This window comes from Bacillus sp. 22483, from assembly GCF_052044605.1.
GTDB lineage: Bacteria > Bacillota > Bacilli > Bacillales > Bacillaceae > Bacillus > Bacillus altitudinis.
This window is the reverse complement of the sequence record NZ_JBQENU010000004.1, coordinates 241,977-263,915: the sequence shown is the minus strand read 5'-3', so window position 1 is coordinate 263,915 and position 21,939 is coordinate 241,977. Positions and strand designations below refer to the sequence as shown.

18 protein-coding genes are annotated in these 21,939 nt (G+C 41.4%); 5 read left to right on the top strand and 13 right to left on the bottom strand.

What is annotated here, in order from left to right:
- Nucleotides 1–44: 44 nt before the first annotated feature.
- From essA to ACTJJQ_RS08505, 6 genes are all read right to left on the bottom strand, one after another.
- The gene (gene essA, locus ACTJJQ_RS08530; RefSeq protein WP_440600110.1) at nt 45–542 is read right to left on the bottom strand and encodes a type VII secretion protein EssA; all 498 of its coding nucleotides are present in this window, start codon (nt 540–542) and stop codon (nt 45–47) included.
- Nucleotides 523–3,420 (bottom strand): type VII secretion protein EsaA, encoded by a 2,898-nt coding sequence (esaA, locus tag ACTJJQ_RS08525; RefSeq protein ID WP_440600109.1) that lies wholly within the window; start codon nt 3,418–3,420, stop codon nt 523–525. Before esaA ends, essA begins: the two co-directional genes overlap by 20 nt.
- Nucleotides 3,417–7,892 (bottom strand): type VII secretion protein EssC, encoded by a 4,476-nt coding sequence (gene essC / locus ACTJJQ_RS08520; protein ID WP_440600108.1) that lies wholly within the window; start codon nt 7,890–7,892, stop codon nt 3,417–3,419. The genes esaA and essC overlap by 4 nt, the downstream gene beginning before the upstream one ends.
- 51 nt (nt 7,893–7,943) lie before the next feature.
- Nucleotides 7,944–9,257, bottom strand: coding sequence for a type VII secretion protein EssB (essB, locus tag ACTJJQ_RS08515; protein ID WP_008345895.1), 1,314 nt, complete (start codon nt 9,255–9,257; stop codon nt 7,944–7,946).
- A 14-nt stretch (nt 9,258–9,271) separates the two neighbouring features.
- Nucleotides 9,272–9,511: an EsaB/YukD family protein gene (locus ACTJJQ_RS08510; RefSeq protein WP_008345897.1), complete on the bottom strand. Its 240-nt coding sequence runs from the start codon at nt 9,509–9,511 to the stop codon at nt 9,272–9,274.
- Between the two features lie 95 nt (nt 9,512–9,606).
- Nucleotides 9,607–9,900, bottom strand: a complete 294-nt coding sequence (locus tag ACTJJQ_RS08505; RefSeq protein ID WP_003213769.1) for a WXG100 family type VII secretion target — start codon at nt 9,898–9,900, stop codon at nt 9,607–9,609.
- A 407-nt stretch (nt 9,901–10,307) separates the two neighbouring features.
- On the opposite strand from ACTJJQ_RS08505, the gene ACTJJQ_RS08500 reads away from it, so the two are divergent.
- The 3 genes from ACTJJQ_RS08500 to ACTJJQ_RS08490 all read left to right on the top strand — a co-directional run bounded on the left by ACTJJQ_RS08500 (nt 10,308) and on the right by ACTJJQ_RS08490 (nt 13,497).
- A complete protein-coding gene (locus ACTJJQ_RS08500; RefSeq protein ID WP_008345900.1) occupies nt 10,308–11,537 on the top strand; it encodes a PucR family transcriptional regulator in 1,230 nt (409 codons plus the stop codon).
- A 110-nt stretch (nt 11,538–11,647) separates the two neighbouring features.
- Entirely contained in the window at nt 11,648–12,784 is a 1,137-nt protein-coding gene (gene ald, locus ACTJJQ_RS08495; RefSeq protein WP_317327953.1) for an alanine dehydrogenase, read from the top strand.
- Nucleotides 12,785–12,900: 116 nt separating this feature from the next.
- Entirely contained in the window at nt 12,901–13,497 is a 597-nt protein-coding gene (locus ACTJJQ_RS08490) for a biotin transporter BioY (protein ID WP_008345905.1), read from the top strand.
- 47 nt (nt 13,498–13,544) lie between these two features.
- Here the strand turns inward: ACTJJQ_RS08490 and ACTJJQ_RS08485 are convergent, their stop codons facing one another.
- Nucleotides 13,545–14,873, bottom strand: a complete 1,329-nt coding sequence (locus ACTJJQ_RS08485; RefSeq protein ID WP_440600107.1) for a Na+/H+ antiporter family protein — start codon at nt 14,871–14,873, stop codon at nt 13,545–13,547.
- A 336-nt stretch (nt 14,874–15,209) separates the two neighbouring features.
- Nucleotides 15,210–16,700: a leucyl aminopeptidase gene (locus tag ACTJJQ_RS08480; RefSeq protein WP_046344402.1), complete on the bottom strand. Its 1,491-nt coding sequence runs from the start codon at nt 16,698–16,700 to the stop codon at nt 15,210–15,212.
- A 326-nt stretch (nt 16,701–17,026) separates the two neighbouring features.
- On the opposite strand from ACTJJQ_RS08480, the gene ACTJJQ_RS08475 reads away from it, so the two are divergent.
- Nucleotides 17,027–17,503, top strand: coding sequence for a divergent PAP2 family protein (locus ACTJJQ_RS08475; RefSeq protein WP_008346791.1), 477 nt, complete (start codon nt 17,027–17,029; stop codon nt 17,501–17,503).
- A gap of 40 nt (nt 17,504–17,543) precedes the next feature.
- On the opposite strand, the gene ACTJJQ_RS08470 is transcribed toward ACTJJQ_RS08475, so the two are convergent.
- From ACTJJQ_RS08470 to ACTJJQ_RS08455, 4 genes are all read right to left on the bottom strand, one after another.
- Nucleotides 17,544–18,188 (bottom strand): 3D domain-containing protein, encoded by a 645-nt coding sequence (locus tag ACTJJQ_RS08470; RefSeq protein ID WP_159145085.1) that lies wholly within the window; start codon nt 18,186–18,188, stop codon nt 17,544–17,546.
- A gap of 99 nt (nt 18,189–18,287) precedes the next feature.
- Entirely contained in the window at nt 18,288–18,608 is a 321-nt protein-coding gene (locus tag ACTJJQ_RS08465; protein WP_003212933.1) for a YuiB family protein, read from the bottom strand.
- An 81-nt stretch (nt 18,609–18,689) separates the two neighbouring features.
- Nucleotides 18,690–18,815, bottom strand: coding sequence for a YuiA family protein (locus ACTJJQ_RS08460; RefSeq protein ID WP_008346797.1), 126 nt, complete (start codon nt 18,813–18,815; stop codon nt 18,690–18,692).
- Between the two features lie 136 nt (nt 18,816–18,951).
- A complete protein-coding gene (locus ACTJJQ_RS08455; RefSeq protein WP_160758061.1) occupies nt 18,952–20,169 on the bottom strand; it encodes an NAD(P)/FAD-dependent oxidoreductase in 1,218 nt (405 codons plus the stop codon).
- A 390-nt stretch (nt 20,170–20,559) separates the two neighbouring features.
- On the opposite strand from ACTJJQ_RS08455, the gene yumC reads away from it, so the two are divergent.
- On the top strand, nt 20,560–21,558 hold the full coding sequence (gene yumC / locus ACTJJQ_RS08450) for a ferredoxin--NADP reductase 2 (protein WP_007500433.1): 999 nt from the start codon (nt 20,560–20,562) through the stop codon (nt 21,556–21,558).
- Between the two features lie 46 nt (nt 21,559–21,604).
- Here yumC and ACTJJQ_RS08445 read toward each other — a convergent pair whose 3' ends face one another.
- Nucleotides 21,605–21,811, bottom strand: coding sequence for a hypothetical protein (locus ACTJJQ_RS08445; RefSeq protein WP_008346803.1), 207 nt, complete (start codon nt 21,809–21,811; stop codon nt 21,605–21,607).
- Nucleotides 21,812–21,939: the final 128 nt, after the last annotated feature.

The window sequence follows — 21,939 nt, the reverse complement described above, 5'->3', positions numbered from 1 at the left end:
GCAATCTGCATAAAGAAAAGCCTGCCCCTTTTTAAAGAGGCAGGCTATTTCTTTTCCGTCTTCACATTCACCTTTGGAATCAGAATGATCATGACAATGATGCCAAAGGCGATCAAGATGCCAAAAATGATTGGCAGAAGCGCCGATCTCTGCTTTTCATGATCATCGCCAGAAGGAGTTGATACAGCCGAATCGCTGAAAGAGATATTCATCTCTTTCATCATACGAGCTGGCGTTTTAGGCGGATTGTCTTTCAGATCACTAAAAATTTGCGGCGAAAGTTGACCATCAGAGGTCTTAGGCGGGTCAGCAAAGTGAATGTCCGTTTTGACTTTAGATGTTGTTTTGCTTTGTTCGTATTTCGTTTGATCCCTCAATATACTCGAATTAATATTGAGGTTCTTTTCTTGATATTCATTCGGCTTGACATTCGTATCCGTATCTTCACCTGTAGCAGCAAAAGCAGCAGGACTGAGGAGAAAAAGGGATATGACACCAAGTGCCATCCCTTTGACGAATAGATTAAGCCTCATGAGTGACATCACGTTCCTCTGTTTTGTCTTTCCATAGCTTCTTCACTAGTGGAATGACCATGAACAATATCGTTAAAATCAGTAGCCCTGTGATGCCCATACCGAAGTTGTCTCCATTTCCATATTGGATGGACAGATACACGTCTATCACTGGATTTGTAAAATGGAAGTTTGGCATGACCAAATCAATTAACGGTGCAACAAAGAAGAAAATAAGCGCCGTTGCTGCCATCCATCCGGCAATTGAACCGAAAAGGAAAGCTGTGCGAATAAAGGCAGAGCATGCCACTAGCAGCAAAATCGTAAAGATCGACCATTGAATGGCTTGGTCATCAGCTAGTTTGTAAATGTTGAGTCCAAACAGGCTGATCATGAGCCCGACTAGCAGATTTAAAATACCAAACAGTGCACCTTTGACCAGCATTGGCGCTGACGCATAGTACGAGCTAAAAAAGCCAATCAACAAACTGCTGATCATCACAATAACCAAAATGACTACTGGCGGTACAGTCTGCGTTTTTTCTTCTGGCACATCGCCGCTAATTTTCAGCGGATTGGCTAAATGGTTATACACATAGTTGCTGTTGCCTTGATCGTCTAAAGTGTTGCCTAAAATACCCTTTAAATCTTGTTGAACAAGCTTCGTAGAATTGACATTCTTACTCCAGTTTTCGTTCAACGTATCTGCTTTTTCTTGAACGGTTGTGACACTTTCTTCAATATTATTCGTATAATCCGCCACCCCTTTTTGGCGGTCAGTTAACGAACTCATATTTTCAGAAAGACGAAGCACTTCCTGACCAATTGAATCCTGTGCACTCACAACAATCGAACTGCCCGCAAGGTCTGCCGTATACACAGCATCTCCTTGATCAGCCATTTGTTCAGCTACTGTGTCCGCACTTTCAGAAATGGCATTTAACTCCTGTTCCATGCTTGCCTGCTGAGTCGAAATGTATTCTGCGTAGCCATCTGAGAATTTTTGCATCTCATCAATAAAGGTAGACACATCATCATTTGACGTCAGCATTTGATTTTTGAGTGTATCCCAGTTTTCCGTTTCTTCTTTTTTGATGGAAAGGATGGACTGGATTTCATCTCCTTTTGTGTCTAGTAGAGATGAGTTGTTTGTTGGTTGATATAGATTCCCAAGCATCATCTCTAGCTGAGACAGTTGATTGGAGTATTCCATTAACTTTTTGGTGCTTGTTGAATTTGTTTTAAACTCTTGATCAAATATTTTCGTATTCACAGTGTTGCCAATCGGCGAGTTTACTCGTTTCAGCTCTTGCACTTTGTTTAAAATAGAGGATTCCTGATTTTTGATTTCATTCGGAATGACGTTATATCGATCTTGTAACCTTAGAATCATCTTTTCAAGCTTCTCTACTTTTTTCGTGAGGCTTTCAAGCTCCTTACTCATTTGACTTACTTTGTCTTTCAATTGGTCGTTATGAGCGGCCGATTTTTCTTGAATCTTCTTTTTCACTTCTTCTAAACGATTAGACAGTGCTTTTAGGTCATCTTTTGATTGATTCGTGCCGCTGTTATCTGGCTGAACAGCATCCTGACCATTTTCACTCTCTTTCTCATCTTCATTAGTAGGAGGTGCAGTCTGATCTTCTAATTGATCAGCTAGATCGTTCATTTCCGATGAAATTTGCGAGAGTTCATTTGTTTCATCATCTAAGTTAATGCCAATCTCTTCTGGGTTCTCGTTATCTTGATCTGATTGCCCGTCATCATCAGGATCAGCTGGCTGCTCGGGTGCGTTCATTAGCTCTTGCCTTTTTGCTTCTAGCTTATTCTGCAAGGCGATGATCTTACTTTTATAGGCCTCTAAGTATTGACCTTCATAATTCTTCAAAAGTTCTTCTTGAGACGCCTTCACAAGGTCCGTTAATCCCGACGATTGCTTAGGAATTGCGTCTTCTCTTGCCTTTTGAACAGATTGAATTGCGCTGTCCGTTGTTTTAAGCTGACTTTGGACCCCATTGATATCGGTTTTGAGTCCGCCCATTTGATCGCTAAAGCTGCGGGCATTTTGGTTTTGAATCTCCGCAAGCTGTTTGAGTCCTTGCTGGATTTGTTTTTTACTTGTAGATTGCGCTTTGATCAAGAGATCCTTTTGTTTGTCTTGATACTGCTGATATTGATCGACTACTTTTACGAAATCCTTCAGCTGACTTTTCGCTTCTTCTGTTGTACTTAAACCGTCTTTATACTGTTTTTGTGAATTGGCCATCGCATTTTTTAGTTCTTCTATTTGTTTCTTCTGCTGCTGGACGGCATCAGATAGTTTGTTTGAATTTGGCTTATAGAAGTTGTACATCGTGTTTTGGAATTCGACCTCTTTGCCAACAATATGCTCAAACTCTTCTCTGACATTGCCGATTTCCTGTGATACAAAACTCCAATATAAAGTCGACATTTGTTCATTCATTTTCTTTTGAGCATTTTCTAGCTCTCTTTGTACTTTTTCTTTATTCACTGCATTGAGCTGATCTTGGATTGAGAATTGGATAGATGCCTTCTCAGGATGATCCTTATCATAGCTCAGCACATTTTTAGAGAAGTCAGATGGAATATAAAGAACTGCATCGTACTTTCTATTTTTCAGGCCATTTTCTGCCGCACTTCGATTGACGACTGTCCATGTGTAATCTGGACGCTCTGATAATGCCGCCACCACATCCTGTCCGAAACGAGCGGTATTTTCACTTTCGCTCGCCCCCATATCCTCATTGACCACGGCAATGTTACGTGTGGCATTCTTTTTCTGTTTTGCCGGATCATCCCCAATGAGATGGAAAAATAGAACCGGCAAGACGAGAATCAGTATCATGGTCGACACGATTTTGATGGAGCTTTTTTGCTGCTCTGTCATTGAACACTCTTCCTTTCTACCGCACATAAAGGAACCTGGATTTTCTTCTCTTTCCCGTTTTCAACCAAATATCCGAATCCTGGCTGAATCTCTGGTTCTTGTCTTGCATACGGAAGCGGTATGATGTTTTGCTCTGATTTTTTCATCAGTAACATGGCATGACGAACCTGTTTGATTTCGTTTGTGAGTGCATCATAGCCTTTACTGAATTCGGTATGATTTCCTGACGCGATCAGGCTGAAGCCTAAGTGTGCATATGACTTCATGAAATCAGCCAATTGATCTTGAAGACGCGGGTCGATTGTCTGCTGAAAACGCGTAATGCCATCAATCACAAGCACAATTTGAGAGAACGACAACTGATCAGTCTCTCCTCGGCGCACAGCTTCGACGTACATCTCTTCACGCACCTTGAATAAACGATCTATTTCCTCTGCCCATTCTGTGATATCATCCTTTGTTTCAAGGTAATCAATGTTCTCTTCTTTTGCATAATGAGAGAGCCCCCGATCAATCGAATCAAAGACGGCCAGCTTCTCAGGTTTTGCTACTAATAGCTGATCAAGCATTAGTTTGGTCACATTTGTTTTCCCTCGCTGCGTTTGACCGATGATGAGGCAGTGTTTATTCTTCTTCAAGTCAAAGTAAACAGGTGCAACAGATTCCTCATCTAGTCCGACTGGAATCTCATACGGCTGTTTTTGTCCTTCTAAGCGACTCTCTAGCTCCCAAATGGTCAGCTTATCAGGAAGCATTGGTACAGGTTTTGGTTTTTCAGCTGATTCAAAGCGAGCATCTAGAAGCTGGATCTCTTGTTTTAAATGCTCAAACAATTCGAGATCGTTCTCTCCTTCAACTGGCAGGAACATTTGTGCAAAGTAAAGCTCTTCTTTGTTGATAATGACTCGTCCTGGAATTGGCTCTAAGCTGAATTTCGGTCTGCCAATAATGGAGTATGCTTCTCCTTGATCCATTAAGTAATGGACAATCTTTGTTTTCAAATTGTTCATAAGCGATTGACGGACTGCGTTGACACGAGTCGCTGTGATTAAGAAATAAATGCCTAACGATTGTCCATCACGGCTTAACTGAATAAATTCAGATTCGAGTTCATGCATTTCGTCTTTCACAATGTCAAAGTTGTCAATCACGATAAATATGAATGGAAGCTTTTTCTCATTCAGCGCATTGTACATTTTGATATGACTCATTTCCTGCTGTCTAAATAAACGCTTGCGATATTCAACCTCTTCACGAAGACGCTTCATCGACTTTTGAATCTTTCTCATTTGATCCATTAAGAAATAATCAGCCGTATGCGGAAGTTTGGCAAGCGGTAGCAAGGTGCCGTTACCGAAGTCATAAATATATGCATGCCATTCTTCAGGTGAATATCTTTCTGCGAAGCTCATAAGCAGTGTGGTTGCAGCAAGTGATTTGCCGTAGCCGGATGAACCGAAGATGCCAATATTTCCATCCTCCATCATTTGATAAGAAAGTGGATGCTGGCTTTGCTGATCTGGCTCATCGACAAGAGCGAAATGGAAGACGTGCTCTTCACTTGATGCATAACGTGTTTTTGGAATCCGTTCTTCGAGCGGTGGAAGCCATGGACTCGGAAGCTTTTCAATTCCAAGCTCCTGCTGCATACGTTCAATTTCATCCACAACAGCGGAAATTTCCGTCACTGTCTCTTTTTTCACAGCCGGCTCTGTACTTACCCCTGATAATGGGATCAGTCCAGTGTCCGTTACAATGGCGATGTCATCTTCTGATCCGTAGCCATCTTCCATATACGGTGCACCGCTCCAAGCCGACTGGAATAATTCATAGATTTCATTGTTCCCCACTTGTAAATATCCACGACCTGTCACGGTAATCGACGCTGCATCACTATTTTTCAAAATTTCCTTACTGTCTGATGCATCTTGTACCTTTAATGCGACTTTAAAGCGGGAGTTACTCCAAATTTGATCATCAATGACCCCGCCGGGCTTTTGTGTCGCCAAAATGAGATGGACACCGAGACTTCGTCCAATCCGCGCGGCACTGACAAGCTCTCTAATAAAATCTGGCTCTTCACTTTTTAATTCAGCAAACTCATCAGAGATTAAGAACAAATGAGGCATCGCCTGTTCCGCCTTTTTCTCTTTATAGAGTTTCGTATAGTCATTGATATGATTCACATGATACTGATCAAACAAGCGCTGTCTTTTCTTCAGTTCACTTTTAATAGAGGCAAGCGCTCTTTCACTAAAGTTTTTGCTGCCTTCAATGTTTGTGATCGTACCAAGTAAGTGCGGAATATTTCGGAACGGCTGCGCCATTCCGCCTCCTTTGTAATCAATGAGCAGGAACGCCACTTCATGCGGGTGAAAGTGTACAGCCAAGGATAAAATATACGTCTGTAAAAACTCACTTTTTCCTGATCCCGTTGTTCCCGCTAATAGACCATGTGGGCCATGTGCTTTTTCATGCAGATTCAGATCGACAATATCGTTTTTTCCTTTATAACCGATAGGCACAGATAATGACTTTGCTGTTTCAGATGTCAGCCATTTTTCGCGAATGCCAATGTCATCTACCTGTTTGGCATGAAACAGATCAAGGAAGGAAACCGTTTCTGGAATTGAGTTGGTCATCCCGACTTGATGATCTAATGTTCTTAAGGTTCTGGCAAACAGCTCATTGTCCGCTCGCTCATGTGCATCCAGCTGAAATGGAATTCGTACGGCCTTCTTATGCTGAATGAGAATATCTCCTTCTTCTTCGTTAATGTAACGAACAAGCGTTGAAATATTTTCAGCCAAGCTTTCCTTTGTTTCTGCCGCAAAGATAATTGAAATGCCTAAATCCGTCCGGCTGCCTTCTAGGTATTCTAAAATCACATGTTCCGCAATGAGTTCATGGTTTGTCACGATAAACACAAAGTGAGGCGTAAAGATTTTTTTCTCTTTTTCCTCTTCCAGATCACGCTCTCGTAAAATTTCATAAATAGAAGACAAGAGCTGATCACGTGTTTGTTCGTTATATATAAACCCTTTCCCGTATGTATGAGGAAGTTGGAAGTGCGGCAGCCATTTCATCCATTCCCAGTTCTCATACTCCTGTTCATTAAAGATAAAAACAAATCTCAAATCATGATAGCTGTGCGAGAAAGCAAGCTGGCCGACAAGCTGGTGAAGCTCATTTTTGACAATTGCCGGTTTTCCTATTAATCCGGTTGGACCGTCCGCAAGACCGAACGTAATCGGTACATCTTTTACCTCGCGATAGACGTTTTGCATATGCTGGGTTTGTTCCATTAAGTCATCGATGTCACGATTGGCCATATCGCCGCCGCTCGTCGATAATTCATAACTTGAAGGAACTGCACCTGTCCCTAGACGCAGCTGTAAAAAATCATCACTGACAAGCGTCTTTTCCCAAATACGCCCGCTGATTTCTGACGTCAAATATTTCATTTGTTCAAAAGACGGGTAATGATACGTTAAAATAAATTGTTGACGGTCATACAGCTCTTGCAGCTCTTTCCGCTTATTTTCTAAGTAAAGAGAGTAAACGCGTTGCCGCTTCTCTTCTCGTCTTTTGCGCTGTGATTTCTCTTTAAAATATTGAACGGACGAAGTAATTAACGTCATAATAAACATCGCCATTGACACGACAATAAAGATGCCTCGCGGCTGTACAAGGGCCACGATCCCCATGACAATCAGCATGACAAGCGGCGGAAGAACTACGAGCCAAAGTCCTCTGCCATTATTTTCACTCTCCTGTGAAGGAAAGCTGAAAGACACCCGGTCATCTGGCAGATCGTAAATCAAACGTGGTGTTCGTCTATATAAAGGATATTTTTGTTTCGTTTCGGTACTCGGCGGCCTCGTTTTTTCTAAACGTGTTTGAAATGGTTCAAATGCTGTTACTTGCAATAAATCATCATCTTTCAATGACAGCGTCAAAAAGTTCCAAAACAGCTCATCTCCAGCAAGAAGCTGCTGTGGACCGTGCAACTGTTTCCCGTTCACATAGATCGTTTCATCTTGGGGAATGACATACCAAGTGCCTTCTATTTTTTCCAACGTGAAGGATTTGGCATCTTGAAACATTGAATGAGCTTGTTCCTTCCACACATCCGCTTCATCTATTTCTTCACTTGAAATAGTCACTTCGACTCTATTTCCTAGGTAATAAATGGATTGATCATGATGTGAATCCATCAACATGAGTGTGAGTGAACCAACCTGATATGGTTCATGTGGAAGTAAGTGACCTTTCTTTTTTTCGCCCTGATAAAGAGAAAAGCCGTCATTCGTTTCATCTGGAGATAAACGAATCAACCCTTCATCAAACGAAAGGGAAGGAATCGTTACCGTATGCTCTATTTCAGGTCCAATCACAGCTTCTCGGTTGAACTGCTCATCTAAACGGACGGTTTGATAATCTTCCTCATAAAAAACCCATAGAAGACTCAAACGCTCCACCTCCTCATCGGACAGCACCAACTGTCAGTTGTATCGAAAGAATTATTTTTTCTCATCTTTTTTCGTCTGAGAGGTTTTCTTTTTTGCATCAGATTCTTTCTCTTTTTTCTCCTGATCGGCTTTTGACTGCTCTTTTTGTTCAGCTGTTTCATCTGTTTGGCTTGCATCTGAGGAGTCATTGGTGCTCGTCTCCGTTGTTTCTTTTTCTTCATACTTCGCCATTTCCTTAATGATTGGATCTAGCTGTTTTTGTTTTTCTTCAGCAGATAGGCTGTCGTCATTTTGAATTTCATTGCGGTAGGCGACGAGTGCTGTGAATATGTATCGGTCGTCCCCGAGCACCCTTGCAATATCCAGAGCTTCCTTGCTATTGCCTTGTCCAATATGAATCCAGAACAGGAAGTATTGCGGGTCTGTCTGCAATGTGTACGTATCCGTGATTTCTTTTTTGTGCTGGTCAAGCAATAGATTCCCTTGATTCGTTTGCACATACGAAATGGCCAGTTCATATTGAAGAGAGACTGGCATTTGATCGGCTTTGTATTTTTCGAGCGTATCCACCACTTGGCTGTACTGTTTGTTGAGATAATACTTGTTCGCTTCCACATACGCTTCTTGTTTCGGCATGGCGAAAAAGAACGTGTAAATGGTATACACCAATGCAGGAATCAAAAGAACAAGGAGACCAAGTCCAATGTATCGTTCGATCTTCCATTTCTTTTTTGGAATGGTTAAGAGCGTCTTTTCTTTTGCTTCGATGGCTTCTATTTTTTGTTGAATCAAAGCAGACAATTCTTCCAGTGACTGTGTATCACTTATTTCCTTTGCCAGCTCAGATAATTTCAACGTATCATGATAAGCCAAATATTCTTGAAACTGATATTCATGGTCCACCACTCGAAGAATGACGGCTTTGACCTCTTTTAACAGACGATGTTGGTCGGTTTCATATGGCGGGATGCTTTCTTTAACCCCGTAATGCAAAAATGCAGGCGCTAAGCCTTGATGAAAAACAATGTTTTCAGGAGAAACAATAGGATGCAGCCGCTTCACGTCGTGTTTGCACACTGCATCGACAAGCTGGTATGAAAAAATCCATTTGCTTTTTTCATCCTTTGCATGGATGAAACGAAATTCCTGATAGGCAGGAGGCGGTTGAATCGAAATGATGACCTCACCTTCGGTTAATTGGATCTCTTTTTTAAATGAAGGATTGATGTCTTTAATCGGTGCCGCTTCTAAACCGTCTAAGAGTTTAATTGTCTCTCTTTGAAAAATGAAGGTGTAAGTGCCTTCCTCTTTTTTCATGACTGCTTCTAATTGTTCTTCTAAATAGGAACTCTTTTTATCTGCCATTTACAAAAGTCCTTTCATAGTATTTCCAGCCTGTCTCCTGTGGTGATTCCACAGTCTGACAGCTTATATTCGCCTGAAAACACAGCTTTCTTATTGACTACACGCACCCATCCGCCATCTCGTTTAGGTAGTGAGATTTGTTTTGCCTGCCAGGCGATATGGATGACTTGTTTAATATGTAAATAATTTGATAGTCTCAAATCAAACACACTGCCATCATAGTTTTTTAAGTCGATGGTAATATCGATATACACAAATTTCCACCTCACAAAATAGAAAGAGCGCCGGCATCAACTGACAGACTCGGCGCTTTTTCTGCTTTTCACACTTAGAAAGGAAATCCCTTTGATTAGCCGCGGATTTGGCTAGCGATGTCTTGGTCAGTGCTTTCAAGTGTATTTGCAGTTTGATCAAGCTGATTGCTGACATCTGTTAATAGATCAGACATTTTGATGAATGAAGGTTTAAGCTGTTCGTATTGATCAGCGAATGCTTCACTAGAAGCACCTTCCCACATTCCTTTTAGGTCAGAGATCATTCTATTTAGACGATCAACTTGGTTTAACACTTCTTGACTTTCAACACCATATTGCTTAGCGGTCGCTCTTAGTTCTTCTGGGGTTACGCGAATAATTCCTGACATATTCCTCATTACCTCCCGTGCATAGCCGCCATATAATGGGCTAATCCACTTATTTTTTGACGTTATTATTATAAAAACAGAAATGATACACAGTCAAACAAATCTGTTTTTATTTTACAAAATGAGTCTATGGAATTACTGTTTTTTCGCTCTTTATCTAGTATTTAACAGTTTTTTGGTCATATATTCTTAATAAAAGGGCGTGCACTTCCATGAATCTTTCCGCCTATTGATTTTTTACTACATTATTATTGTACTATTTCTTTTTGTGATCAACGCATGACCAATGTGCTCATTTTTCAAGCTTTTTGTTTTTTTAATGATTATGGCATTTTTTTGTTGATTTACGTACCTGATTCTCTTCATAATGTAAGTACGTGAAATATTCGAAAAAGCAGGGGTTTTTTATGACAAAAAAGACAGATCCATTTAAGTATAGCCTTGATCGTTTAGAGGATGTGGCAGACCAAATTAGTGATGTGCTCAATTGCCCTATTACTATAGAAGATACTCATCATCGATTATTAGCCTATAGCACACATAATGATTTCACTGATCCCGCCAGAACTTCAACCATTATCTCCCGCCGTGTACCGGAAAAAGTCATTAATCGGCTTTGGAAAGACGGTATCATTCCTACACTCCTTAAAACAGATGAACCGCTTCGCGTACCTCAAATTGCAGAAGTCGGTCTATCCAGCAGGGTTGCCATTTCCATATGGAAAGACAAAGAGGTGCTCGGCTTTATCTGGGCAATTGAATCCACGCAGCCTTTTTCAGATGAAGAAATGGACCTTCTCAAGATGGCAGCACATGCCGTGAAAAACAAATTACTCAATTTACAAATTCGAAAAACGAAAACAGAAGAACGCAATCAGGAGCTATTTTGGAAGATGCTCACAGGACATATTCATGAAAAGGATGAGATGCTTGATCTCTTCTTGAGACTTGGGATGAGGTGTCCAGACACGTATGCCATTATTATCTTTCGCCTTCGTGATGAACTGACAGAAGATACGGAAAAGAAGCTCTCCTATCTACTTGAAACAACGCAGCAAGTGCAGGTGCTTTTAACGACTGTTGATTTTAACGAATTCATTATTCTTGTCTCGCCAAAAACAGAACATCCGCTTCAAGATATTAAACAATTCACAAGCGGCATGCTAAAGCAGTTGTCTGATCGGTATCAGCTCCATGACGTTCAAGCGGCCATTGGTGGAATTTACGATCACATTACTCATATTCAGCCATCCTATAAAGAAGCACTGGCCGTCTTAAAAACAAAAGAACGCTTTCCTGTGGAAACAGAACAATTGAACAGCTTTTCTGAACTGGGTATTTATCAATACTTAGATGTGCTTGCTGAAAAACGAAAGGGATCGTCTTATTCCAGTTACTCTTTATCAAAGCTTGAGGATTACGACCTCAGGCATCATTCCAACCTCGTCGAGACCCTTGAACGATTTATTGATTGTGACAGCAACGCCAATATCGCCGCAAAGCAGTTAAATATTCATATCAACACACTGAATTACAGACTGAAACGGATTACGGACATTGCAGAAATTGATTTAAAAAACATGAATGAGAAGATGACTATTTATCTTGATATGAAGCTAAAAAACGTCCCTTTGTGAAATTTCACAAAGAGGCGTTTTTTAATTTTTTCATTCAACCGAAGAATTTTCTAAACTTTCAGGATACACTAGACATACAATATCAATAGATAAGCATAGGAGGAATTGATATGATCATCGGCATTCCGAAAGAGATTAAGAACAATGAAAACCGGGTCGCATTAACACCAGGAGCAGCATCTCAATTGCTTTCAGCTGGACACCAGATTTTAATTGAAACGAACGCTGGTTTTGGAAGCGGATTCACTGATGACGATTATGTATCTGTTGGTGCAGAGATTCTTGATCAAGCGAAAGATGTGTGGGTATCTTCTGATATGATTATGAAGGTAAAAGAACCATTACCAGAAGAATATTCATATTTCAGAGAAGGTCTGATCTTATTTACGTACCTGCATCTTGCAGCAGAGCCCTCCTTGGCTGAAGCATTAAAACAAAAAGGTGTGACAGCCATTGCTTATGAAACGGTAACGGACGGAAAATCACTCCCTCTATTAACGCCAATGTCTGAAGTTGCAGGTAGAATGGCTGCTCAAATTGGTGCTCAATTTTTAGAAAAGCCAAAAGGCGGAAAAGGCATTCTGCTCGCAGGCGTGCCAGGAGTATCGAGAGGGAAAGTCACCATTATTGGCGGCGGTGTCGTTGGAACAAATGCAGCGAAAATGGCGATCGGACTTGGCGCAGATGTCACCCTTATTGATGTAAATGCGGAACGATTACGTCAGCTGGACGATCAGTTTGGTCATCAAATGAAAACGTTAATGTCTAATCCTGTTAACATTGCAGATTCAGTGAGCGAGGCAGACCTGCTTATTTGTGCGGTTCTCATCCCAGGTGCCAAAGCTCCAACCCTTGTCACAGAAGAAATGGTGAAACAAATGAAGCCTGGTTCTGTCATTGTCGATGTAGCCATTGACCAAGGCGGGATTGTGGAAACAATCGATCATATCACAACACATGATCAGCCTACTTATGAAAAGCACGGCATTTTACATTATGCTGTTGCCAATATGCCAGGAGCGGTTCCGAGAACATCGACAGTTGCTTTAACAAATGTCACGGTCCCATACGCACTGCAGATTGCAAATAAGGGCGCTGCAAAAGCGATCAAAGAAAACAAGGCGATTGCTGAAGGCGTCAATGTGATGAACGGACATATCACCTATGAAGCTGTCGCTCGTGATCTCGGCTATGATTATGTGCCTGTTAGTAAAGCCCTTGAAACCTCTTCCATGACCGAAGCTTAATATCTAACCCGCCCTTTTCAGGGGCGGGTTTTATTGTTAACCTAAAATAAAAATAAGTTGACAAAAGAACCTCTTCCCCTTAATCTATTTGTACAGATAAGACAGGGGGAAATATCATGCAAAAGAAGACAAGAACAGCTGACTTTGTGCTCGTCGGGATGTTTGCTGCACTCATGGCTATCGGAGCCAATATCACATCCATTGTGCCATTTTTACAGGTCGGCGGAATCCCACTTACGATGCAGCCGTTTTTTTGTGTGCTTGCTGGTCTTTTGTTGGGCAGACGACTTGGCGCATTGGCCATGATTGTCTATGCTCTTGTTGGGATCGCTGGTGCACCTGTATTCGCACAGTTCTCGGCGGGTCTCGGCGTTATTTTAGGAAAAAGCGGTGGCTTTGTGTTATCATACATTCCTGCTGCTTGGCTTGCCGGATTCATTCTTGAAAAAAGACAAAACCCTGGTTTTGGCCGCTTTTTATTTGCAGCCATTGCAGGAACGACCGTGATGTATGTGATCGGGACAACTTATACATACATCGCATTAAATGTATGGCTGAACGCACCAATCTCTTATCAAACTACATGGTTCTTCATGATTTGGTTTATGGTAAAAGACTATGCGCTGACCATCCTCCTTGCGATGCTGGCACCTAAAATTTATCGATCAGTTTCAAAAGCCACATCCTTTCGAAAAGAACAAACAGCTTCCTAATATCAGAAAAGGTTCCTTTACTCTATGAGTAAGGAACCTTTTTTCATTTATAGCATAATTGCCGCAAGCCAGCCGAACAAGACGAGCGGGATATTATAAAAAGCGAATGTTGGGACACATGTACCCCAAATGTGGTGATGCTGTCCATCCATATTCAGTCCAGATGTTGGTCCGAGTGTACTGTCGCTTGCAGGTGAACCTGCATCTCCTACCGCCGCAGCTGAACCAATAATCGCAATAGTCGCCATCGGGCTGAATCCTAAGTGTAAACAAAGCGGGACAAAGATCGTCGTAATAATCGGAATCGTTGCAAATGATGAGCCAATGCCCATTGTCACTAGCAGACCCACCAGTAGCATTAAAACAGCCGCTAAGCTTTGGCTGTTTCCGATAAATTGAGAAGACGCCTTGACGAGAGATTCAATATCTCCTGTTTTCGTTAAAACATTGGCAAATCCAGCTGCAACAAGCATGACAAATCCGATAAATGCCATCATGTTCATGCCAGATGTAATCAGCGCATCTGCTTCATCGCGTTTCATCATTCCCGTTACAAACAAGACAAGCAAGCCTGCAAGCGCACCGAAGATCATCCCTTCGACTCCAAGGCTTTGAGAGAGATATAACTGAACAATAAGTGATACAAGGATCGCAAGTCCAGCAAAGAATAAGCTCTTTTTTGTATATGCTGATTTTTCTACATCCGTAATGTCACGATTCTCATATGTTTTTGGCTTACGATAGACAAAGAGTGAAACGATCAAGCCAAGAACCATGCCGCCTACAGGAATCAGCATCGCATACGGAATGTCTGCTAAATTCACTGTTAAACCTGCATCTTTCATGTTGTCACGAAGCATTCCGTGAAAAATCTGTCCAAAACCGACCGGAAGCAAAATATATGGTGCAGTAAGTCCGAAAGTCATCACACATGCTAGCAGTCTGCGGTCAATTTGAAGCTCGTTAAACACCTTTAATAATGGCGGGATTAAGACCGGAATAAAGGCAATATGAACAGGAACAACGTTTTGAGAAAAACAAGATACGATCAAAATGACCAGAATAATGAGCACTTTTGATAATGTTTTTCTTCTTGAATCGCCTTCTTTTCCAAGAAGCTTCACAGCTCCTTCGACCATGGCATCAGGAAGACCCGTTTTCGTCAGTGCGGCTGCGAATGCACCTAATAGTGCGTAACTAATCGCCACTGTCGCATTTCCGCCAAGACCGTCAGTGAACGCTTGAACTGTTCCCCCTAGACCTAATCCACCTGCAAGTCCGCCCGCTAAAGCGCCAAGTGCCAGCGCAATCACGACATTGACCCGCAGCAAGCTTAATATCAACATTAAAACAACCGCTAAAACAACTGCATTCATGGTGAAACCTCCGAAATCCTTTAGTTTACTAATGTAGTAGATAATTAAAGTACCAACGTATGTTACCATAGAAAATTTACTTCGTCAAATGGCGTATGTCCTACATAAAAAGCTCTGCCAGTTGGCAGAGCTCAGATTGTTGACAAAGGGCTAAAATGAATTTTATTTTAGCCCTTTGTCTTCTTTTCAGCGTGATAGAAAACCTTTGCAGTCTAGGAAGGACGAGCATCGGCGCGGAGCGAATTTGACATTCGTGAGCACCGAAGCGCAGGACTGACACCGAATGCGAGGGTTTGTCTACACGCTGAGCTCTGCCAGTTGGCAGAGCTTCCGTCGTTATTTCTTCGGTTCAAATCGTTCCACAAATGTCGCTAATGATCTGACCATCACACCTGTTGCTCCTGTTGGTCCAAAGCATGAAGGCTTTTCTGTCGTAGCTGTTCCTGCAATATCTAAGTGTACCCAAGGGGTGTCTTCAGCGAATTCTCCGATAAATGCACCTGCCATGATCGCATGGCCATCACGGCCTGGTGAGTTATTCAGATCAGCCATTTTGCTGTTTCTTACTCGTTTTTTATCTTTTTCGGTGATTGGCAGCTGCCAAATCATTTCCCCACATTCTTCTGATGCCTCTTTAAACTGGGCATACAGTTCATCGTTATTTGTCATCACGCCTGTTGTCTCATTCCCAAGTGCCACAATGACACCGCCTGTTAATGTCGCAACATCCACAAGCACAGAGGCACCATGCTGCTTCGCATAGGTCACACCATCTGCTAAAACAAGACGGCCTTCTGCATCCGTGTTAAGCACTTCGATTGTTTTGCCGCTTAGTGAGACAATGACGTCATCTGGCTTCATCGCATCTGCTGAGACCATATTATCTGTTGAGGCGATGACCGCAATGACATTCTGCTCTGGACGAAGTTCACCGATGATTTCCATTGCGCCTAAAACAGAGGCTGAGCCGCCCATATCAGTTTTCATCCCCACCATACTTGCTCTTGGCTTTAAGGAATACCCACCTGTATCATACGTAATACCTTTACCGACAAGGCCGATGACGTCTGTCCATTCTTCCTTGCCTTGATATTTCAATACAATCAGCTTCGGTGGTTCTGTTGAGCCTCTATTAACGGCTAGAATAGCGCCCATTCCGAGCTCTTCCATTTGTTCTTTATCTAAAATTTCAATCTCGAATTCATATTTATAAGCAAGCTCTGCCGCATAGGATGCAAGATCAGAGGACGTGAGCATGTTCGGCGGCATATTCACAAGTGTACGAGCCGAATTGACCGATTGTCCGTAGACTTCGCCCACTTTCAGACTTGCCTGAATTTCGGCAGCATCATGATCCGTTGTTGCATAAACAAATTCGATAAAGCGATCCGGTTCATTCGTTTTATGTTTAAAATCTTGTAATTCATATGTAGCTAAAAGGCAGCTTTCAGAAAGGGCATGGGCTGCATCTTGAACAGGCAGATCCTTTCCTGTAAATGTATCAAGCAAAACCGAAACTGCTTGCTTTTTATCTTGATGAAGCTTTTTAAATAAATGCGCAAACACTTCCTTTGCCTCTTCAAACGTGTAATCTGACTCCTTCCCAAGCCCGACAAAATAAATGCGTTTAATGCCGGTTTCAGGGGATGGGAAAAATTTCGAAAGCTGATTTCGCTTAGACGAAATATCGCCTTCTTTTAATAATTCAGTGATTCTTCCTCCATGTAACTCATCCATTTCTTTTGCTTTTCCTGATAATTGGCTCTTTTGAAAAAGTCCGATGGCCAGTGTATCTTTATGTTGCAACTCATTTGTCGAGAAAAACATATTTATCACACGCTCCTTCAATGAACTCCATATTTCACATTGGAACTTCTATTATATCAAAATTTATGTGCTGATACGATCATTGCCAGCCTGTCTTCCCTTGAAGAACATTTATATTTTGGCACGCGGAAGGGTATCATGAAAAAGCGGCAGCGATCTATAGCAGCCTGTCCATGGTCTCCTCGTTCCACATCTACTTTCTTTAATGTTATAATGAACATGGACTTGGCAACAGTTCTTACTGCCATCATTTTTTTATCTTACTAGGGTAAATACTTTATCATTTCGCACGTTATTTTTTCTTAAAGAGAGGATGTTTCTTGTTCATGAGCGTACTGACGAATTTTCCGCTGCTTGCCAGCCTTGCAGCCATCTTTTTTGCACAATTTGTAAAAGTACCGATTCAATTTATCATTTCTAGACGACTAGATTGGTCGCTCATTACAAGCACAGGCGGAATGCCAAGTTCACACTCCGCAGCAGTAACAGCACTCTCAACAGCAGTTGCTTTAGAGCACGGGCTAGGAACATCTATTTTTGCCATTTCCGCCATCTTTGCCATTATTACAATGTTTGATGCGACAGGTGTTCGCAGACAGGCAGGAGAACAGGCAACTGTCCTGAACAAACTGGTCACAGATTTTAACCGGTTTGTTGCCGAGGCAAAGAACTTCCCAAATGCGGAAGAAAAAGAGAAGCAAAAGAAATTGAAAGAGCTTCTTGGGCATAAGCCGATTGAAGTCTTCTTCGGCGGCTTAACAGGAATTTTGCTCACACTCATCTTAGATTATTACTTCATGTAGAAACGAAAAAGCTTTGGACCTTTTGAGATCCAAAGCTTTTTTATTCTTTATTGGCTTGAAACTGCTGCCGGAACACTTGCATCGATTCTGCTTCATTCAACTGATTTAAGTCTTTTTCTGTCAGCGTTCCTTCACCCTTTTTAATCACATAAACGTCCAGCACTTTTTTACCCCATTCTCTATACACATCATCAACCGTTTCATAATATAAATCAAGCTTATGACCTTTAATCGCTTTCCCAGTATCTGCGACTACACCATAACCATAATTGGGGATAAACAGGACAGTTCCTATCGGAAAGACAGATGGGTCCGCTGCCACGGTTGAATATAAATCACGTTTTACTTTGACGCCTGAATATGTAATGCCATATGCATGATGTTCTTTCGTCTTACCTGTTGATTCTACACCTGCTGTATAACCTGTGGCGACAACCTTTTGCTTCGGATAATCGTTCCAATTAAATGCTTCTTCGAGAGAAACAGCACGCAATTCGTCACTTTTCACCGCCATCGTCTGCCTTTTTGGATGCTTTAAAAAAGAAGATACGTGCTTACCGGCATCAGTCTCTTTCACCCATGCAGCTAAATCACTTGGTTCTACGCCAGATATGCCCGTAAAGCTTGTCATCAAGGCAAGCATAAACAGAGCTGTCATGAACAATCGTTTCATCCATGTTTTCATTTCTATTTGTCACTCCTCTACCCATCTATTTGTTTCCAAACAAAATGGAAACTATGCAAAGGAGAAACAAAAAAACCCACTTGCGTATAGACAAGTGAGTTAAAACATTTGATAGCCTCTTTTACGAAGAGCATTGATGACAAAACCTGAGGCAATGGCACCAATCAGACCACTTAATAAAATAATGATATCTGCCGCAGCAAGAGAGACGATGCGGTCTCCTATCCCGGAAAAAGCAATGCCTGGTTCTCTTACATAAGCGATCATCTTTTGATTATTGATAATGAAAAGGCATACAATTGGATATAAAATTGCCATAATCCATGACATTCTCAGCAGCATATTCAGCAAAAAGCCAATGCCGAAGAATAACACGAAAAATAAAATAACTGAAATGATAACGACTGGTAAACTGATCACTTCATCTCCACCCCCAAATATCCCATCATTAGTTTAACTTGGAAATAGAGATGAAGTCAATCAATGGAAAAAGCCGTAAGATTAATGCTTCTTTCCTGTCCCTTTACATTCCTCACATGTTTCTGATCCGCCGAGCAATAACTGAAAATATCCTTTTCCTGAACAATACTGACAAGTTGACTTTTTTTCTTTCGTTTGTGCATTCATATTGCTCACTCCTTAATCTAAATTTTCTGATAATTCATCATAACATATTTTTCTGTCCAGTACCAAGTGAGAAAATATTCCGTAAAACATAAAAAAAACGTGTACCACAAGGATACACGTTTTTGTCTATATCGGTTTAGAAGAACTTGAATTTTCCTTTTTTCAGAACAAGTCCTGGTCCCCCAACCATGAATAATGAACGGTTGTCGATGATTTTTTTCATTGCAGAAGCTTTTGTTCCTTGAAGTTTTTTACCAAACGCAACACCTACAGCGTCGTGTTCACCAAGAGAAGCAACTGTTCCTTTGATGTCTGGCTTAAAGCTTTCAAGCGTGCCACCTTTTACTAGTGCTGCAAGGTTTTTCGCTACTGTTTCACCTTGCTGCATCGCAATTTGTGCAGTAGGTGGGTATGGACGATTAATTTCTTCATTGATGATTAATGAGCAGTCACCGATGATGAATACATCTTCATTTTCTGGTACACGAAGATCTGGAGACACTTTTACGCGGCCGCGCATGTTTTCAAATCCAGCTTCTTCAACGATTGGGTTACCACGTACACCAGCAGCCCAAACAACTGTTTCTGCTTTGATTTCTTCTGTATCATCGTCTTTTCCAACAATGATGCCTTCAGGCGTACATTCTTTGATCGCTGTACCGATTTTGAACTCAACACCTTTACCTTGAAGGTAGTTCATCGCATAGTCGATCAATTCAGGATCAAATCCTGGAAGAGCTGTTGGTGCAGCTTCTACACAGATAATACGCACGTCTTTTTGATCAATATCATACTCTTTGCAAAGCTCAGGTACACGGTTTCCAAGCTCACCAAGGAACTCAATACCTGTGAAGCCTGCACCGCCGACAACGATTGTCAGACGCTCTGGACGCTTTTCAGCTTCCGTATTATATGTCGCAAATTGAAGTTCAATGTGCTCACGAAGCTGACGAGCAGAGTTGATGTTAGAGATTGAGAATGCATATTCTTTCAGTCCTGCAATACCAAATGTTTCAGGAACAGCACCAAGCGCAACAACAAGGTAGTCATAAGAAAGTTCGCCATCTGATGTCACAACTTTCTTCTCTTCCTTATTAATGCTTTCAACTGTTGCTTGTACAAAGTTGACACGGGAACTGTTAATCACATCTTTGATTTGATAACGACAACGGTCATGATGAAGAGTACCTGCACTTGCTTCATGTAACCATGTTGTTTCGTAATGATAATTATGCTTGTTCACAAGAGTAATGTCCGCATCATTTGTGCCAAGCTGTTTTGTTAATCTTGTTACAGTCATTAATCCGCCATAACCTGCACCTAATACAACGATTTTCGGTTTATTCACTGGAATCACATCCACCTTTTTTAAATTTGCTGTAAAACGGATAAAGAATTACATATCGTTATTCTCAACCGCTTTGCGGCATTTTATGAAATTTAAACAAAAAAATAAGTATGTGAAAATCTGAACTTTCACCTACAAAAAACGAAAGCATTTGACCGTATCCGACAAAAATTCATAAAAAATTAATATTTAGTTCCCTTAACAATAATAGCGAGTTCTGCTCCTTTTTTCAAGGCTTTAAACTGAAAATCCTTAGGATAAACGGTCTTTCTCTCTTTTTTCCCCTTTTCACAGCATCGGCATCAAAAAACGACAAGTTTTTCAAAACAAGTCAAACGACGATATGTGGTATGATATGATATAGTGATAACAATTTTCATTTGGGAGGATTAAGGAATGCAAGAAGATTCTAAGGTATATGACATTACCGTTATCGGGGGCGGCCCAGTCGGATTGTTTACTGCGTTTTACGGAGGCATGAGACAGGCAAGTGTGAAAATCATTGAAAGCCTTCCTCAGCTCGGCGGTCAACTATCCGCTCTTTACCCTGAAAAATACATTTATGATGTGGCTGGTTTCCCAAAAATCCGCGCACAAGAATTAATTGATAATCTAAAGGAACAAATGGATAAATTTGATCAAACCATTTGCTTAGAGCAAGCTGTGGAAACGGTTGAAAAACAAGCAGACGGTATCTTCAAACTCGTTACGAATCAAGAAGTTCATTATTCAAAAACGATCATCATTACAGCTGGTAACGGTGCATTCCAACCGAGAAAGCTTGAGCTAGATGCAGCAGAATCATTTGAAGGAAGCAACCTGCATTACTTCATCAATGACCTGAACCAATTCGCTGGCAGACGTGTTGCTGTTCTTGGCGGCGGAGACTCTGCGGTTGACTGGGCACTGATGCTTGAGCCAATCGCAAAAGAAGTGTCGATTATTCACCGTCGTGATAAATTCCGTGCACATGAGCACAGTGTAGAAAACTTGCACAACTCGAAAGTCAATGTGCTGACACCATTTGTGCCAACTGAGCTCATTGGGGAAGACCGCATTGAACAAATTGTGCTTGAAGAAGTGAAAGGTGATAAAAAACAAGTACTAGATGTGGACGACGTGATCGTCAACTTCGGTTTTGTTTCCTCCCTTGGACCAATCAAACAATGGGGCCTTGAAATCGAAAAGAACTCTATCGTGGTCAAATCCACGATGGAAACAAACATCGAAGGCTTCTATGCGGCAGGAGACATCTGTACGTATGAAGGAAAAGTCAAATTAATCGCAAGCGGATTTGGTGAAGCACCAACTGCTGTGAACAACGCCAAAGCTTACATGGACCCGAAAGCTCGTGTACAGCCGCTTCATTCCACAAGCTTATTTGAAAATAAATAAGAACGGATCAAAAAAAGGAGTTCCATCTGCGGAACTCCTTTTTTGTTTATTTAAAAATCCCAATATAGGCATTCGCCATTCCAAGTACCATTGCAGCAAGTAACACCACAACAATTCCTGCCACAACCAAAATCACCCGATCCTTCACACGTTCCTTTTTCGGAAGCGGCTTGTCTATCCCGCAAGATGGACATGTTTTTGAACGATACGGAATCAGTTCATGACAGTTCCTGCAATTGATTTGTTCACTCAAACCTCAGCAACCTCTTTTCTGATGACAGTTTATGTTTGGTTCTCATGATACTCTTTTCGAGTGGAAATAGCCAGTTGTGAGGACAAGCTGTAACAAAATTGAGCGATTTATGAATTGTTTGAGAAGAA